The following is a 14,815-nucleotide window of genomic DNA, read 5'->3' as shown; positions in this document are numbered from 1 at the left end:
GGAGACGTGCAATCTTGTGCCATCGCCCAGCCGCCTGACTACCTAGTCCATGAGCTCGGGTCAAATGTTGCTGATCAAGTCGAGAACGTCACTCCGTCCGGTCCGCTGCGCCCGCGATTGTCATGGCGATCCGGCCCGCCCCTGGCCCACACTCCATGATCTGATCTGGGATCCAAGCGAGACAGTTCGATACAGAATCGAAAAGAGAGGGGTGCCCGGAAGCTCCGGACACCCCTTCTCACCTGGCCTTATAGGCCCTGCATGCGGTGGGTGTGGGATTTGAACCCACGGTGACTCGCGCCACGACGGTTTTCAAGACCGTTCCCTTAGGCCGCTCGGGCAACCCACCCACGCCCCGCCTCACCTGCTGCGGAGCGGCCTACAGAGTACCGGCCCGGCAGCGGGTGCCGCAGCAGCGTTCTTCGGGCCGTGGGAGTGGTGCGTCCGTGACGCGCAGGTGCCATCGTGAAAAGGAGAGACGGAGGCCGCGATGGGGTTCTATGCCGAGCGAGTCGTGCCACGGATCGTCAACGTCGCCTGCGGGGCCAAGCAGGCCGGGCCCCTGCGTCGCCGCGTCTGTGAGGGGCTGGAGGGCGAGGTCGTCGAGATCGGGTTCGGCACAGGACACAACGTCCCCTTCTATCCGCCGGCCGTCACCGGGGTGGCCGCGGTCGAGCCCTCCGAGCTCGGATGGAGACTTGCCGGCGAACGGATCGGAGCGTCAAGCATCCCGGTGCGGCGCGCCGGTCTTGACGGTCAGTCGTTGCCGTTCGAGGACGACAGCTTCGACGCCGCCCTGTCCACGTGGACGCTGTGCACCATCCCCGACGCCGTTGCCGCCCTGCGCGAGGTGCGGCGCGTGCTCAAGCCCGGCGGGACTCTGCATTTTGTCGAGCACGGGCTGGCTCCGGAGCAGGACGAGAACGTACGCCGCTGGCAGCGGCGGCTCGACCCGGTGAACCAGCGGTTTCTCGGCGGGTGCCATCTCACCCGGCCGATCGTCGAGATGCTGACGACCGCGGGTTTCACGATCACCGAACTCGATGTGTTCTACGAGAAGGGCGCGCCCAAGGCGATGGCCGCCGACTCTCTCGGCACCGCCGTGTCCTCCTAGTCCGGCCGGACCAGGAGGACCAGCCCGGACCCCGGACCAGCAGCACCCGCCGGATCAGCTGTCGCCCTCGCGCTCGCCCAGAACCACCTGCGCCGTCTGCTCCTTGCCGTCCCGCTCATACGTCAGCGTGACCTTGTCGCCCGGCTTGTAGTTCCAGATCTCGCTGATCAGCGTCGGTCCGCTGTCGATCGGCTTGCCGTTGAACTTGGTGATGACGTCGCCCGCCTTGAGGCCCGCCTTCGCCGCCGGGCCGTTCGCCGTGACCGCCGCCGTGCCGCCCGCGCCCTCGGAGGCGATCTTGGCGCCCGAGTCCTTGCCCGACATGTCGACCGTCGCGCCGATCACCGGATAGACCGGCTTGCCCGTCTTGATCAGCTGTTCGGCGACGTTCTTCGCCACGTTGATCGGGATGGCGAAGCCGAGGCCGATCGAGCCCGCCTGCGTCTGGCCGAGGCCGTTGCCCGCCGACTGGATCGCGGAGTTGATGCCGATCACCGCGCCGCCCGAATCGAGCAGCGGGCCACCGGAGTTGCCGGGGTTGATGGAGGCGTCGGTCTGCAGGGCGCTCATGTACGAGTTCTTGCCGCTGGACCCGTCGCCCGAGGCCACGGGGCGGTTCTTGGCGCTGATGATGCCGGTGGTGACGGTGTTCGAGAGGCCGAACGGCGCGCCGATCGCGATCGTCGAGTCGCCTACCGCGACCTTTTCCGAGTCGCCGAGCGGCAGCGGTGTCAGCCCCGACGGCGCGTTCTTGAGCTTCAGCACAGCCACGTCGTAGCCCTGGGCCCGGCCCACCACCTCGGCGTCGTACTGCTTGCCGTCGGAGAAGATCACGGACAGCGTGCCGCCGTCCGCCGCGGAGGCCACCACGTGGTTGTTGGTGAGGATGTGGCCTTCCTTGTCGTACACGAAGCCGGTGCCCGTGCCGCCTTCCTGCTCGCCGCTCCCGCCGATGTCGCCGCCGCTCGCCTTCGCCTCGATCGTGACGACGCTCGGCAGCGCCTTGGCCGCGACCGCGGCAACCGTGCCGGGTTCGCGCTTCAGGTCCTTCGGAGCCGCGGCGGAGACCGTCGTGGAGTTGACGTTGTCGTCGTTGCGCTCGGCGGCCCAGTAGCCGATGCCGCCGCCGACGCCGCCCGCCACCAGAGCGGCGACGAGCATCGCGGCGATCAGTCCGCCGGATCGTTTCCGCCGCGGCGGCTCGGCTGCCGTGACCGGAGCGCCCCAGGCGGAACCGGAACCGGAACCGGAGCCGAAGCCCGCGGACCCCGAGCCGCCGCCTCCGTAAGAAGGAAGGGCGGCGGGAGGCGGCGGCCAGCCCGCACCCGAGTGGTGCTCGGCCGGGACGGGACCAGGCAGCGGCGCGGTGGCGGGCTCGGGCTGGGGGGATTGCCCGGGCTGCTCCGCCGCGGCCGCTGCCGGCTCTGTGGGACGGGCCCCCTCGTAGTGAGGCTCGTCGGAGGCACCCGCGGATGCGTACACGCCCTCGGATCCGTACGTACCAGCAGATCCGTACGTACCAGCGGATCCGGACGTGCCCGCGGATCCGGACGCAGGCGCAGCTCCGGACGTAACCGCAGCTCCGGACGGTGCCGCCGGTCCGGAATTGGCCGCAGGTCCGGACGCCCCGGCGCCCGGCGCGGACGCGGGGCTGCTTTCAGGAGCGGTGGCCGGCACAGGAGGTACGGACGGGGCGGCCGGCTGCGCAGTGCCCTCGTTGCCCTCGTTCTCGGTGCTCACAGCTCTGTCTCCTCAGGTTCCACTTGAGATTGCACGCTCTGCAGGTGTCTGCCGCCAAGCTTTTCCCACAGCCCGTCAGGCCACTGTAAGCAGGACCTGTGTGTATCTCCGTAATCCTTTACGTCCGACAATTCGGACGCATCTCCAGTGCACCGTACGAGACTCCGCACGAGCCCGGCCACGAGCCGCCGTAGCCCGCCGTACGGACCCGCCACCGGCCCCCTGCACACGCCTTCCCCGTCTCGGTGACACCATGACGCGGTGACTCAAGCACGGCAGCACAAGATCCAGGTCGTCGCCCACCGAGGCGCGTCGGAGGACGCACCCGAGCACACCCTGGCCGCGTACATGAAGGCGATCGAGGACGGCGCCGACGCCCTCGAGTGCGATGTACGGCTCACCGCCGACGGCCATCTCGTCTGTGTCCACGACCGCCGCGTCGACCGGACGTCCAACGGCCGCGGCGCCGTATCCGCCCTGGAGCTGGCCGATCTCGCGGCCCTCGACTTCGGGAACTGGAAGGGCCGCGAGGAGTCCGCCGAGAGCCCCGACTGGGGCGACCCGTCGCTCACCTCCGTACTCACCCTGGAGCGACTCCTTGAGCTGGTGGCCGATTCCGGCCGCCGCATCGAGCTGGCCATCGAGACCAAACACCCCACGCGCTGGGCGGGCCAGGTCGAGGAGCGGCTGATCCACCTGCTCGGCCGTTTCGCGCTCGCCGGTCCCGCGAGTGCGGACGAGTCGCCCGTACGGATCATGAGCTTCTCGGCCCGCTCGCTGCACCGCGTCGCGGCGGCCGCGCCGACCATCCCCACCGTGTATCTGATGCAGTTCGTGACGCCGCGGCTGCGTGACGGCCGGCTGCCGGCCGGCGCGCGGATCGCGGGCCCCGGCATGCGGATCGTCCGCAATCACCCGGGCTATGTCGCGAGGCTGCACCAGGCCGGACATCGCGTGCACGTGTGGACGGTCAACGAGCCGGAGGACGTGGAGCTGTGCGTACGCCTGGGCGTGGAGGCGATCATCACCAACCGCCCGAGGCAGGTCCTGTCCCAGCTGGGACGTCTGTAACTTCGGTTACGGGGAGTGCACCGGCGCGTTCGGTCCGTATTCGATCGTTACGAGTGCGTCACTGGCCCGCCCTTGGCCGGTTTCCGGTCCAGTCCATTGGGGCATTCACACCGTGGCGTGGGGCAAAGGAGGTCTCGGGGGTGGCGTTGGTGGTGGCACAGGAGGTGCCCACGTCGTCGAGCATGGCCGTACCCCATGGCCCTGCGGGCGTGGGTGAGGCGAGACACCGCATGCGTGCGGAGCTACGCGGCAACGGGGTGTCCGAATCGGTCGTCGACGATGCAGTACTGATCCTTTCCGAACTGCTCAGCAATGCCTGCCGGCACGGCAGGCCGCTGGGGCACGCGGAGGTGGGCGACGGCGACATCCGCGCCGCCTGGCGCGTCGACAGAGCAGGCCGGCTGACGGTCGAGGTCACGGACGGTGGCGGCCCGACCAGGCCAATTCCGGCCACACCCTCGGTCACCGCACGAGGCGGCCGCGGGCTCAACATCATCTCCGCCCTGGCGCAGGACTGGGGTGTCCGCGACAGTGCGGCCGGCGAGGTCACCGTGTGGGTGATCGTCACGGAAGGGCATCGGCGCGAGGATTTTGCTACGCGCGTCGCTGGCCCGGGCTTCGATTTCGCGGAGGCGTACGACGATCTCGACTGAGGTCTCCGCGGTACGAATCCGGAGATCGTCGAGGCAGGACTACCGTCGGCGCCGGCTCCGGAAGGGGCGGCGAATTATGGCCGGACCTTCTCCGGCCTCCGGCCGGCCATGCCGGATCAGTGAGCGGGTCCGGTGCGGTCGGTCCGGTGCGGTGCGGTCCGGTGCGGTGCGGTCGGTGCGGTGCGGTCGGTGCGGTGCGGCTGTAAGGCGGAGGCAGGAGCCCAAGCGGAACGTCGGCGGCTGACGACAACGCCGCCGATGTGGGCGCCAGGGCACGCAAGCCCGGCACGGTCGGCCCGAGAGGGTCTAGGCTCGCGCCCACATACTGGACCGCTGCAACAGCACCGCCGCAATCGGGAGAAGCCGCACCATGGCCAAGAAGCGCCCCCAGACCAAGGCCTCGAAGCCTCAGCTCAAGGACGGGGGCCGCGCCGCAGGCGTCAATGAGCCCGTTCCTGTGGTCGGAGCCCGCGAGCCCTGTCCCTGTGGATCGGGCCGGCGCTACAAGGCCTGTCACGGCCGGGCCGCCGCGCACGCGGTGACCGAGCTGGTTCACCGCCCCTTCGAAGGCCTGGCCGGCGAGTGCGACTGGGTGGCGCTGCGCGAGCTCGTTCCCGCAGCCACCGTCCCGCTGACGCTCAAGGACGGACTGCCCGAAGGTGTGCCGTCGGTGACCCTCGCGACCGTCCTGCCGATGGCGTGGCCCGCGCTGCGCCGCGACGACGGCTCCGTGCTGCTCGGTCTGCAGAACGACACCTCGTCCGGCGACCTCAGCCGCGATCTCGCCGCCATCCTGGGCCGGGCGCTGACCACCGAGCCCGGAAACCCGGTCCCCGGAGAGCGTGCGCCGGCCGACGGTCCGCGGCTGCAGGATCTTCTCGACCCGAAGGCCCCGTTCGAGCCGGCCGTCCACGCCGGCTTCGAGTTCTGGGTTCCGGACTCGGCCGAGAGCGCCACTCCCGAGGTGTCCGCCTCGCTGGAGCGCGCCAACGCCGCCGCGATCCCGACCGTGAAGCTCTCCGGCGTCGACGCCGCGTACTGGTGCGAGACCCCGGACAAGAACCATCTGCGCTGGGTCATGCCGCACGCCGAGGAGCAGCTCCTGGACGCGCTCGCGCGGCTGCACGCCGCCGGTACGACCTCGATCGGTGAAGGCACGCGGCTCGTCGGCTCGTTCCGCGCGCACGGTCTGATGGTCCCGGTCTGGGACCTGCCGAGCGCGATGGGGGCCGAGGAGTGCGAGAAGCCTGCGGCGGAGTTCGCGGAGCGGCTGGCCGGGGCGCTGGCGACGGACACTCCGCTGACCGCGGACGAGCGCCGGGCCCGCGGCGGACTCACCAACCGCCAAGTAACCCTGAGCTGACGGCAGGAGCCCGCTTTTTCCCGGAGCACCGGACATTGATGCCTCGACGAGGCCGTGACTCGAGTCACAACTCGCGCTAGGGGCAGCAGAATCACTGTCCGAATACCCGAGATCGAATTTGCGAACAGCAGATCTCTTGTTACCGTTCTAGAAGCCCGGTCGCTGGTGCATCCCCCGTCGCCAGCGACCGGGCGTTTTCATTTCCGCGGAACGGTCGGTTCCGTCAACGGCCCTCGGTCGTAGGGGAGTTGCTCCCGGACCGCAGCAACAGCGGTCCCTCCCCCGCATCCTCCGCAGAAGCGAACTCGGCCACCGCCGAATACTGCGTGGTAACGCCGCGAGTGGGCTCACGAGGCGTCTCACAGATACCCGGCTCGTCGCCGGGTTCGACCACACAGTTGATCTGCAGAGTGCGCCCGCCCGGCGCCATGAGGGTGAGTACGGAACTCAATTCCTCGCCCGTCGCATTGCGATAGTAGGTACGCGCCCAGGTGTCGCCCGCCTCGGTCAGCATGCAGGTCTGGGCCTCCACCCCTTCGGGAGAGGCGAGTTCCGGCCCACATCGCGCCGTCGCTTCGGCCTGCGGCTCGGACGCCGGCTCAGGTTCGGCCACCAGCCCGGCCACGAGCCCGGGCGCCGCTGCGGTCTGGGGCATCGTTTCGGCCTTCTGCGCGACCTCGGAGCCGGAGCCGGAGCCGGCTCCTGGCTTCCCGTCACCCGCCGAGGCGGTCAGCGGCAGCAGCGCGGTGAGCACGACCACCGTGGCGATCCCGATCATGCGGAGATTCATGGGCCCACCTGCCGGCTGCGCGGAAACTCTTGACGGTGGCCCGAAGATATCGGCGAAATACGCGCGCCCCGGGAGCCGCGCGCCCAATTCCCGTACAACTCGGGCCGGCTCCAACCCGTACGAGTGAAGAGCCGGCCCTCGAGACGCGCCGTTCAGTACATGAGACCGTCCTGGCGCCGGCGTCCGTACGCCACGCCAGTACGCGCCGTTCCGTTCCTTACGCGCCGTTCAGTACGCGCCGTTCAGTACGCGAGGCGGCTGCCGCCGTCCGGTGCGCTGGTGCTCGCCTCCACCAGTGCGTCGACCACGGCCTCCACATCCGGCAGCCACGGCGCCGCGGATCCGGGCAGCGGAGCCCGCTCCCAGCGCACCGGGCCCGTGCCGATCTCCGAAGGAGGCAGCACCAGATAGCCGCCCTCGCCGTGGAAGCGCAGCGAACTCGGCACGCAGTCCTTGACGAAGAGCAGTTCACCGAGCTGCTCGAGGGTGTACGGAGCAACCAGCAGCGACCAGCGGGTCGGGGTCGCCACTACCGGGCCGAGCCGCATGTCCATCCGGTCCAGCACCGACAGCGCACGGGCTGCGGCGACCGCCGGCAGGCTCACCGCGCACGGCGCGCGTCCTCCGGTGGCCAGCACGATCGGGGCGGTGGGCCGGTTGGTCCACCACCAGCGCACCATTCGCTCGTCGGTCGTCGCAGTGAGGATTCCGGGGTCGAAGGGGTGCGCGCCGGGTACGACGCACTCGGGGTCGGGGCAGGCGCACGCGCGCCCGCGGTCACTGCGGCCTCCGGCCGCTTTCAGCCCCACACCGGGGAGTACGGGCCATTGCCACTCGGCGGCGCAGGTGAGCGCCGCTTCGAGCTGTGCAGGCCCCCTCTTGCGCCGGAACCGGAGCCTTCGTCGCCTTCCGAGGATCTCGCGCATGAGCGCTCGTTCCTTTCCGTTGAACGCCGAGGTCCACATCACACCATGTGTGCAGCTCTTCACTGTGCGTACAAGTCGGCGCATCACCGCCCCTTGCCGGTGGCATGGGCGACCCCCCGATTCGCCTGCGGCAGGATCGCCGCCCGGGGGCCGAACGTGGGCTGTAGTCCATTAAACGCATGGCGAGGGGTGGCGCGCGCGTGGCGCTTGCTGTCCCGTTGTAACTTTTTCCCCGCCACTGGGGGATGCGGCGCGGCCTACGGCTGTTAGGACGCCCGGGCCCGTCGCCAGGTTCCGGGGCTGACCCAACTGCCCCTGGCCATCACCGTTTACGTACCCATCACGTTTGGAATGACGCTCCCCCTCGGACCTCAGCCTTGGAGGGATCCACCGCCGAACGCCCTCAGTCGACCTCAATTGACCGCCGTAGGGTGCATTTTCCAGCCAAGTTCATGGTCACGTAGACACCATCAATCCCACTGGTGCAATGCTGGACATCCCCTTACTTGTGCGTGTACATGTGGATGCATTGATAGCGGCGCAGAATCACATGGGGGTTTGCGATGCTATTGCGCGAAACGCACCAGTCGGAAAGCCGACTGCCATGAGCGCCCCTCACCTGCCGAAAGTGGCTGGAATCGATTCGGCTGTCCCCAGCCCCACGCACACTGCCCCGGCCCTGTCCGCCCTCCCCGCCGCACCGACCCCTCCTGGCGCGGTGATTCAGGACCGCCTGGCCGGCTGGGTCTCCGATCTGACCACCCTCCACGAACTAACCGAGCGCCTGGCCAGAACCAGCACGCTCGACGCCGCCCTCCATGAACTGCTGCGCGCCGGTGCCGCCCTGGTCGGCGCCCGCCGCGGCATGGTGGTCCTCGAACCGGTCCCGGAAGCCGCACGGGCCGACTGTTTCGAACCGGACCATGGCCCCGCCCTCACCAAGGGCCTCGGCCTGACCCATGCCGAACTAGGACATATCGATACGGTGCCGCGCGCCGTGACCGCGTGCGGCCGGATCCTCGACGGCCGGCGCCCGGACGGACTGCCGGGGCCCACCGGGCCGCCGGAGGCGGTCGCCCAATCGGATCTGCTCGCCGACAAGACCCTCGACCCGCGCCACCGCGAGGTCATCGTCCGCCTCGGCTACGCGGCCAGCTACACCCAGCCTCTCGCGTCCGAGGCGGCCGGCACACTGGGCGCCGCCGTGTGGATGTACGACGAGCCGGCCGCGCCTGTGGAGCGCCAGCGCCATCTCGTGGGGCTCTATATGAGATACGCCACCGAGCATCTGGCCCGCCTTCTGGAGCTGGAGCACGCGCGGGCCACGGTCGTGACCGTCGCGGAGGAACTGCTGCCCAGCAGGTTGCCCCGGGTGCCCGGCGTCCAGCTCGCCGCGAAGCACCGCACCGGTCCGCACGGCGGCGGTGACTGGTACGACGCGCTGCCGCTGCCGGAGGGCGCGCTGGGTCTTGCCGTCGGTTCGGTCAGCGGCTCGGGGCCGAGCGCCATGGCCGCGATGGGGCGGCTGCGCGCCTCCTTGCGGGCGTACGCGGTGATGGAGGGCGAGGATCCCGTCGCCGTTCTCTCCGATCTCGAACTGCTGCTGCGGCTGACCGAGCCGGCCCGCACCGCGACCGCGCTGTTCGCCTACGCCGAACCAGCGGCCGGGAAGATCGTGCTCGCCGGAGCCGGGCACACACCGCCGCTGGTGATCGGCGAGCGCCGCACCGAGTTCGTCGAGACGTCCCTGTCCGCTCCGCTGGGGATGCTCGCCTGCTGGGAGGCGCCGAGCGTGGAGCTGTCGCCGGAGCCCGGAGAAACGGTGCTGCTGTATACGGACGGACTGCTGCGGCGTACCGGCGATCCCATGGACCGGGCCTTCGCACGGCTGCACGCGGCCGCCACGAGCGTCCCGAAGGCGGCCCGCGACGATCCGGCGGCGATCGCCGACCATGTGCTGCGCACGGTGCTGCCGGACGGCCTGGACGAGGACGGGAGCGGGGAGGACGTCGTGCTGCTCGCCGCCCGTTTTGACTGACTGCTGACTGACTTCTCACACGTTTTCCACAGGGCACAGGGTCGTCTTCACGTCGCACATACGATGGAGAGCGGTCCAGTGTCGTATCGAGGAGGCAGACGTGGCCGAGGAGCTCATCCCGGAGACCCCGGAAGAGACCCCGGAAGAAGAGCAGCCGATCAAGCAGCGCAAGAACGGCCTGTACCCCGGCGTGTCCGACGAACTCGCGGAGAACATGACGGGCGGCTGGGCCGACACCGAGCTGCGCGATCTTCAGCCCATCGCGCAGGCTCCGCAGACCGCTGCTCGCCGTGCCGCCCTCTCGGCGCGTTTCCCCGGCGAGCGCATGGTGATCCCGTCCGGCAATCTCAAGACCCGCTCCAACGACACGGAGTACGCCTTCCGCGCCTCCACCGAGTACGCGTACCTCACCGGCGACCAGACCGAGGACGGCGTCCTCGTGCTGGAGCCCAAGGGCGACGGACATGTGGCCACGGTCTATCTGCTGCCGCGCTCGAACCGGGAGAACGGGGAGTTCTGGCTGTCCGGCCAGGGCGAGCTCTGGGTCGGGCGCCGGCACTCGCTCGCGGAGGCCGAGCAGCTGCTGGGCATCCCTGCCAAGGACGTTCGTGAGCTGCCCGAGCAGCTGAAGCAGGCGACCGGAGCGGTCCGTGCCGTACGCGGCCACGACGCCGGCATCGAGGCCGCGCTGACCGACAAGGTGACCGCCGAGCGCGACGAGGAGCTGCGGGTCTTCCTCTCCGAGGCGCGCGCGGTGAAGGACGCGTTCGAGATCGCCGAGCTGCAGAAGGCCTGCGACTCGACCGCGCGCGGCTTCGAGGATGTCGTCAAGGTGCTGGATAAGGCCGAGGCGACCAGCGAGCGGTACATCGAGGGCACGTTCTTCCTGCGCGCCCGGGTCGAGGGCAACGACGTCGGTTACGGCTCGATCTGCGCGGCCGGTCCGCACGCGACCACGCTGCACTGGGTGCGCAACGACGGCCCGGTCCGCCCCGGAGACCTGCTGCTGCTCGACGCCGGCGTGGAGACGAACACGCTCTACACCGCCGACATCACCCGCACGCTGCCGATCAACGGCCGCTTCAGCGAGCTGCAGCGCAAGATCTACGACGCGGTGTACGACGCCCAGGAGGCGGGCATCGCGGCGGTGAAGCCGGGTGCCAAGTTCCGCGACTTCCACGACGCCGCGCAGCATGTGCTCGCCGAGCGGCTCGTCGAGTGGGGCCTCGTCGAGGGCCCGGTGGAGCGGGTGCTGGAGCTCGGTCTGCAGCGCCGCTGGACGTTGCACGGCACCGGCCACATGCTCGGCATGGACGTCCACGACTGCGCGGCCGCGCGCACCGAGGCGTATGTCGACGGGACGCTGGAGCCGGGCATGTGCCTGACGGTGGAGCCCGGGCTGTACTTCCAGGCGGACGATCTGACGGTGCCGGAGGAGTACCGGGGCATCGGCGTCCGGATCGAGGACGACATCCTGGTCACGGAGGACGGCAACCGGAATCTGTCGTCCGAGCTGCCGCGCCGGGCCGACGAGATCGAGGCGTGGATGGCGCAGGTCAAGCAGGCTTGATCAACTCCGTCTTGATCAAGACGGGCTGATCGACGAGGTGTTGGAGGGCGCGACTGCCCGAGGTCTCAGGAGACCTTGAGCAGCGCGTCCTCCCGCCATTTCAGGACCTTGTCGAAGCTCACCACCGCGCCGCGGCCCGGCCGGTTGTCGAACTGGACATGGTCGGCGAGCTGCTCGATCAGACAGAGTCCGCGACCGCTCTCGTCGGTCGGTCCCGCCTGCGGCATCGCGTGGGCGCACCGCCCGCCGTGTCTGGCGGGAAAGCCCGGCCCCGAATCGGCCACTTCGATACGGCACTTCTCGCCGTCCAGATAGGCCGTGACCCGGTACACCGCCGAGGCCCCGCCCGCGCCCTGGCCGCCGCCGTGCTCGACGGCGTTCGCACATGCTTCGCTGAGCGCGACGCAGAGATCGAAGGAGATGTCGGGGTCGACCCCCGCGGTTTCCATCGTGCCGAGCAGCAGGCGCCGGGCGAGCGGAATGCTCGCGGCTTCGCGCCGCAAGTGGAGAGACCACCAGATGCTCATGCTCCAGCCTCCTGGCTGCGGCTCGACATACCGATACGTATTGCCCCAAGACACGGTCCGTAAGCACACAGTTGATGTGATTGCGCTCATTCGGCGGACGCGCGCCGCTGGTGCGGCGGTGTATGCCGCCAAAGTGGACCTTCCGGACCTGCCGTATGGGGGCTCCAGGCGCAGTGCGATGATGACCCGGCCATGTCGTCCCTGTCCGTTGCACGCGCCGGAGCCGGTCTGCGGCTGCTGAGGGCCGCGGTGTTCACCGCGGTCTGCGTCGTGCTGTCCGCGACAGGACATGCCCTGGCCGCGTGCGCGGCCGTTCCGTGGTGGACGCTGGCGGCGGGCTTCATCGGGATGTTCGCACTGGTCGCACCCCTTGCGGGCCGCGCGCGCTCGCTGCCGTCGATCGCTGTCGCGCTGACCGCGGGACAGCTGACTCTGCACGCGCTGTTCGGGTTCGGACAGCAGCATCTGCGGCTGGCCCCGACGGCGGACGACGCGCTGATCCGGATGGCCGCGAAGCTGATGTGCGGTGCGGGTGCCGCCTCGGTCAGCCCCTCCGAAGCCCGCCGGGTCGTCAGCGCCGCGGGCCTCAACCCGGCCGGGACGTCCGGGCCGACGCTCGGGCACGACGCTCACGCCCATCTGGCGCAGAGCGCCGCCGCGTCGCCGGACGTGCTGCCGAGCCTGCCCATGGTCCTCGGCCATCTGCTGGCCGCGGTCGTGACCGGCTGGCTGCTGCGCCGTGGCGATCTGGCACTGGTGCGGCTGATCCGGTTGTCGGCGGATTCGGCGCAGGAGGTGGCGGAGGCGGCCTGGCTGCGTTCGCTGCGTGCCGCGCTCGCTCTCGTACGGGCGCTGCGTGCCGGGCTTGCCGGGTCGCCGGACGCTCCGCGGGCGCCCAGGACGTCGGCCGTCCCGCCTCCGCCGTGCTGCGAAGAGGCGCTCCAGCATTCGGTGATCAGGCGCGGGCCTCCCGGTCGGCTCGCTCTCGCAGCCTGACGCGGCCCACTCGACGGGAGTGGTGCCGTGGTGCCCGTGCATCCGTATGTGCGCGGCACACACTCACCTCTTCCGACTGTGGAGTGTCCACTGCCATGAACGTTTCCCGTATCGCCCTCGCGGCCGGTGTCGCCGCCTCCTCCGTGCTGCTGCTCTCCAGCACCGCGTTCGCGCATGTCACCGTCCAGCCGCAGGGCGAGGCCGCCAAGGGCGGCTACGCCACGGTCAACTTCAAGGTCCCCAACGAACGTGACAACGCCTCGACCGTGAAGCTCGAGGTCAGCCTGCCGACCAACCACCCGATGGCGTCCGTGATGCCGCAGCCCGTGCCCGGCTGGAAGGCCGTGGTCACCAAGACCAAGCTGGCCAAGCCGCTCGAGGTGCACGGCAAGCAGATCACCGAGGCACCGTCCAAGATCACGTGGACGGCGGACGGCGGCAAGATCGGTCCCGGCGAGTTCCAGCAGTTCCCGGTCTCCCTCGGCCGGCTGCCCGAGGACACCGAGCAGTTGGTGTTCAAGGCACTCCAGACGTACGACAACAAGGAGGTCGTGCGCTGGATCGAGGAAGCAAAGGAAGGTGCGGAGGAGCCCGAGAAGCCCGCGCCGGTCCTGAAGCTTGCGGCCGCCACCGACGCTCACGGCGGTGCCGCGAAGGGCGCCGAGGCCACGAACGCCGACGCCAAGAACACCGGCGCCGACGCGAAGGAGACCGCGTCCACGGACGACACCGACACCACGGCGCGCATCCTGGGCGTCGTCGGCATCCTGGTGGGCGCGGCCGGTGTCGCCTTCGGCGTCCTGGCCGGTCGCCGTCGCAGCGCCTGAGCGCCGACGTACACAGCGCCTGACGCCGCCTCGTAACAACACTTTTGGGACATTTCTCCATGCGCAAGAAGACCATGCTGGCGGCCACGCTCGCCGTGGCCGCCGGGCTCACTCTCTCCGCCTGCTCGACCGGCTCGGACAACGCGACCGGGAGCCCCGTCGCCGATGTCTCCGTCGATACGAACACCAAGGCCGCGACCGTGCTGGACCGGCCGTTCACCAAGCCGAACCTCGTCCTCACGGACACCCGCGGCAAGAAGTACGACCTGCGTGAGCAGACCAAGGGCAAGCCGACACTGATCTACTTCGGCTACACGCACTGCCCCGACGTCTGCCCGCTGACGATGAGCAATATCGCCATCGCCAAGAAGCAGCTGCCGAAGGCCGACCAGGACAAACTCCAGGTCGTGTTCGTCACCACCGATCCGGAGCGCGACACCCCGGCCGAGCTCGCCAAGTGGCTGCCCAGCGCCGGTGACTCGTCCTTCACCGGACTCACCGGCGACTTCGCGACCATCCAGGCCGGCGCGCGCCAGATCGGCATCGGCATCGACCCGCCGAAGAAGGAGAAGGACGGAACGGTCGTCTCCATGCACGGCGCCCAGGTCATCGCGTTCTCTCCGAAGACCGACGCGGGCTATGTGCTGTACGGCGAGGACACCTCGGCGGACGACTACGCCAAGGACCTGCCGAAGCTCATCCGTGGAGAGAAGCCGTGAGCCGTCGTACCGCTCTCGCCGCCGTCATGGCCCTGAGCGCGGGGCTGGCGCTGGCGGGCTGTTCGTCCGACGGCGAGCCCTCCTCGCCCGAGTTGAAGGTCAGCGGCGCGTTCATGCCGCAGCCCGTCAACGACATGGCGGCCGGTTTTCTTACCGTGCACAACAGCGGAGGCGCAGCCGACAAGCTCACGTCCGTCACCAGCGCCATCTCCGACGTCGTGACGATCCACGAGTCGAAGAACCAGACGATGCAGAAGGCGGAGTCCTTCGACGTCCCGGCCGACGGCGAGCTCGATCTTGAACGCGGTGGCAGCCACATCATGTTCATGGAGCTCAAGCAGAAGCCGCAGCAGGGCCAGAAGGTCGCCGTGGAGCTGCACTTCGAGAAGTCCGGACCGATCAAGGTCGAACTTCCCGTCAAGGAGCCCACGTACAACCCGGAGAAGAACTGACGATGAGCACTGAGGGGAACTGATCACAC

Annotated in this window: 14 protein-coding genes and 1 tRNA gene; 10 read left to right on the top strand and 5 right to left on the bottom strand. The window is 69.6% G+C overall.

The features are described from left to right. Positions 1 to 264: 264 nt before the first annotated feature. Positions 265 to 349: transfer RNA gene (locus ACH4YL_RS06325), tRNA-Ser, on the bottom strand. Positions 350 to 490: 141 nt separating this feature from the next. On the opposite strand from ACH4YL_RS06325, the gene ACH4YL_RS06320 reads away from it, so the two are divergent. After that, positions 491 to 1,114, top strand: a complete 624-nt coding sequence (locus tag ACH4YL_RS06320; RefSeq protein ID WP_398505357.1) for a class I SAM-dependent methyltransferase — start codon at positions 491 to 493, stop codon at positions 1,112 to 1,114. Positions 1,115 to 1,168: 54 nt separating this feature from the next. On the opposite strand, the gene ACH4YL_RS06315 is transcribed toward ACH4YL_RS06320, so the two are convergent. Then, on the bottom strand, positions 1,169 to 2,854 hold the full coding sequence (locus tag ACH4YL_RS06315) for a trypsin-like peptidase domain-containing protein (protein ID WP_398505355.1): 1,686 nt from the start codon (positions 2,852 to 2,854) through the stop codon (positions 1,169 to 1,171). 261 nt (positions 2,855 to 3,115) lie between these two features. Here ACH4YL_RS06315 and ACH4YL_RS06310 point away from each other — a divergent pair, with 261 nt between their 5' ends. From ACH4YL_RS06310 to ACH4YL_RS06300, 3 genes are all read left to right on the top strand, one after another. After that, positions 3,116 to 3,925, top strand: coding sequence for a glycerophosphodiester phosphodiesterase (locus tag ACH4YL_RS06310; RefSeq protein ID WP_398505354.1), 810 nt, complete (start codon positions 3,116 to 3,118; stop codon positions 3,923 to 3,925). A 53-nt stretch (positions 3,926 to 3,978) separates the two neighbouring features. After that, a complete protein-coding gene (locus tag ACH4YL_RS06305; RefSeq protein ID WP_398505352.1) occupies positions 3,979 to 4,578 on the top strand; it encodes an ATP-binding protein in 600 nt (199 codons plus the stop codon). Positions 4,579 to 4,948: 370 nt separating this feature from the next. Next, on the top strand, positions 4,949 to 5,941 hold the full coding sequence (locus ACH4YL_RS06300) for a DUF5926 family protein (RefSeq protein WP_398505350.1): 993 nt from the start codon (positions 4,949 to 4,951) through the stop codon (positions 5,939 to 5,941). Between the two features lie 223 nt (positions 5,942 to 6,164). Here the strand turns inward: ACH4YL_RS06300 and ACH4YL_RS06295 are convergent, their stop codons facing one another. Together ACH4YL_RS06295 and ACH4YL_RS06290 are read right to left on the bottom strand one after the other, a co-directional pair. Next, positions 6,165 to 6,731 (bottom strand): hypothetical protein, encoded by a 567-nt coding sequence (locus ACH4YL_RS06295; RefSeq protein WP_398505348.1) that lies wholly within the window; start codon positions 6,729 to 6,731, stop codon positions 6,165 to 6,167. A 242-nt stretch (positions 6,732 to 6,973) separates the two neighbouring features. After that, the gene (locus ACH4YL_RS06290) at positions 6,974 to 7,657 is read right to left on the bottom strand and encodes a bifunctional DNA primase/polymerase (RefSeq protein ID WP_398505346.1); all 684 of its coding nucleotides are present in this window, start codon (positions 7,655 to 7,657) and stop codon (positions 6,974 to 6,976) included. A 487-nt stretch (positions 7,658 to 8,144) separates the two neighbouring features. On the opposite strand from ACH4YL_RS06290, the gene ACH4YL_RS06285 reads away from it, so the two are divergent. Together ACH4YL_RS06285 and ACH4YL_RS06280 are read left to right on the top strand one after the other, a co-directional pair. Further along, positions 8,145 to 9,695 carry a PP2C family protein-serine/threonine phosphatase gene (locus ACH4YL_RS06285; protein ID WP_398505344.1) on the top strand — a complete coding sequence of 517 codons (1,551 nt, stop codon included), beginning with the start codon at positions 8,145 to 8,147 and terminating at the stop codon, positions 9,693 to 9,695. A gap of 100 nt (positions 9,696 to 9,795) precedes the next feature. Further along, complete coding sequence (locus ACH4YL_RS06280) at positions 9,796 to 11,265, top strand: aminopeptidase P family protein (RefSeq protein WP_398505342.1); 1,470 nt, start codon at positions 9,796 to 9,798, stop codon at positions 11,263 to 11,265. Positions 11,266 to 11,330: 65 nt separating this feature from the next. Here the strand turns inward: ACH4YL_RS06280 and ACH4YL_RS06275 are convergent, their stop codons facing one another. Continuing rightward, the gene (locus ACH4YL_RS06275) at positions 11,331 to 11,792 is read right to left on the bottom strand and encodes an ATP-binding protein (protein WP_398505340.1); all 462 of its coding nucleotides are present in this window, start codon (positions 11,790 to 11,792) and stop codon (positions 11,331 to 11,333) included. A gap of 192 nt (positions 11,793 to 11,984) precedes the next feature. On the opposite strand from ACH4YL_RS06275, the gene ACH4YL_RS06270 reads away from it, so the two are divergent. The 4 genes from ACH4YL_RS06270 to ACH4YL_RS06255 all read left to right on the top strand — a co-directional run bounded on the left by ACH4YL_RS06270 (position 11,985) and on the right by ACH4YL_RS06255 (position 14,786). Then, a complete protein-coding gene (locus ACH4YL_RS06270; RefSeq protein ID WP_398505339.1) occupies positions 11,985 to 12,788 on the top strand; it encodes a hypothetical protein in 804 nt (267 codons plus the stop codon). Positions 12,789 to 12,883: 95 nt separating this feature from the next. Continuing rightward, entirely contained in the window at positions 12,884 to 13,615 is a 732-nt protein-coding gene (locus ACH4YL_RS06265; RefSeq protein WP_398505338.1) for a YcnI family protein, read from the top strand. A 59-nt stretch (positions 13,616 to 13,674) separates the two neighbouring features. After that, positions 13,675 to 14,334: an SCO family protein gene (locus ACH4YL_RS06260; protein ID WP_398505336.1), complete on the top strand. Its 660-nt coding sequence runs from the start codon at positions 13,675 to 13,677 to the stop codon at positions 14,332 to 14,334. Continuing rightward, positions 14,331 to 14,786 (top strand): copper chaperone PCu(A)C, encoded by a 456-nt coding sequence (locus ACH4YL_RS06255; protein ID WP_398505335.1) that lies wholly within the window; start codon positions 14,331 to 14,333, stop codon positions 14,784 to 14,786. Before ACH4YL_RS06260 ends, ACH4YL_RS06255 begins: the two co-directional genes overlap by 4 nt. Positions 14,787 to 14,815: the final 29 nt, after the last annotated feature.

It is taken from the genome of Streptomyces sp. NPDC020681 (assembly GCF_044334895.1).
Lineage (GTDB): Bacteria > Actinomycetota > Actinomycetes > Streptomycetales > Streptomycetaceae > Streptomyces.
Note: the sequence above shows the minus strand (reverse complement) of the source record. Positions and strands in the feature narration are given on the sequence as shown.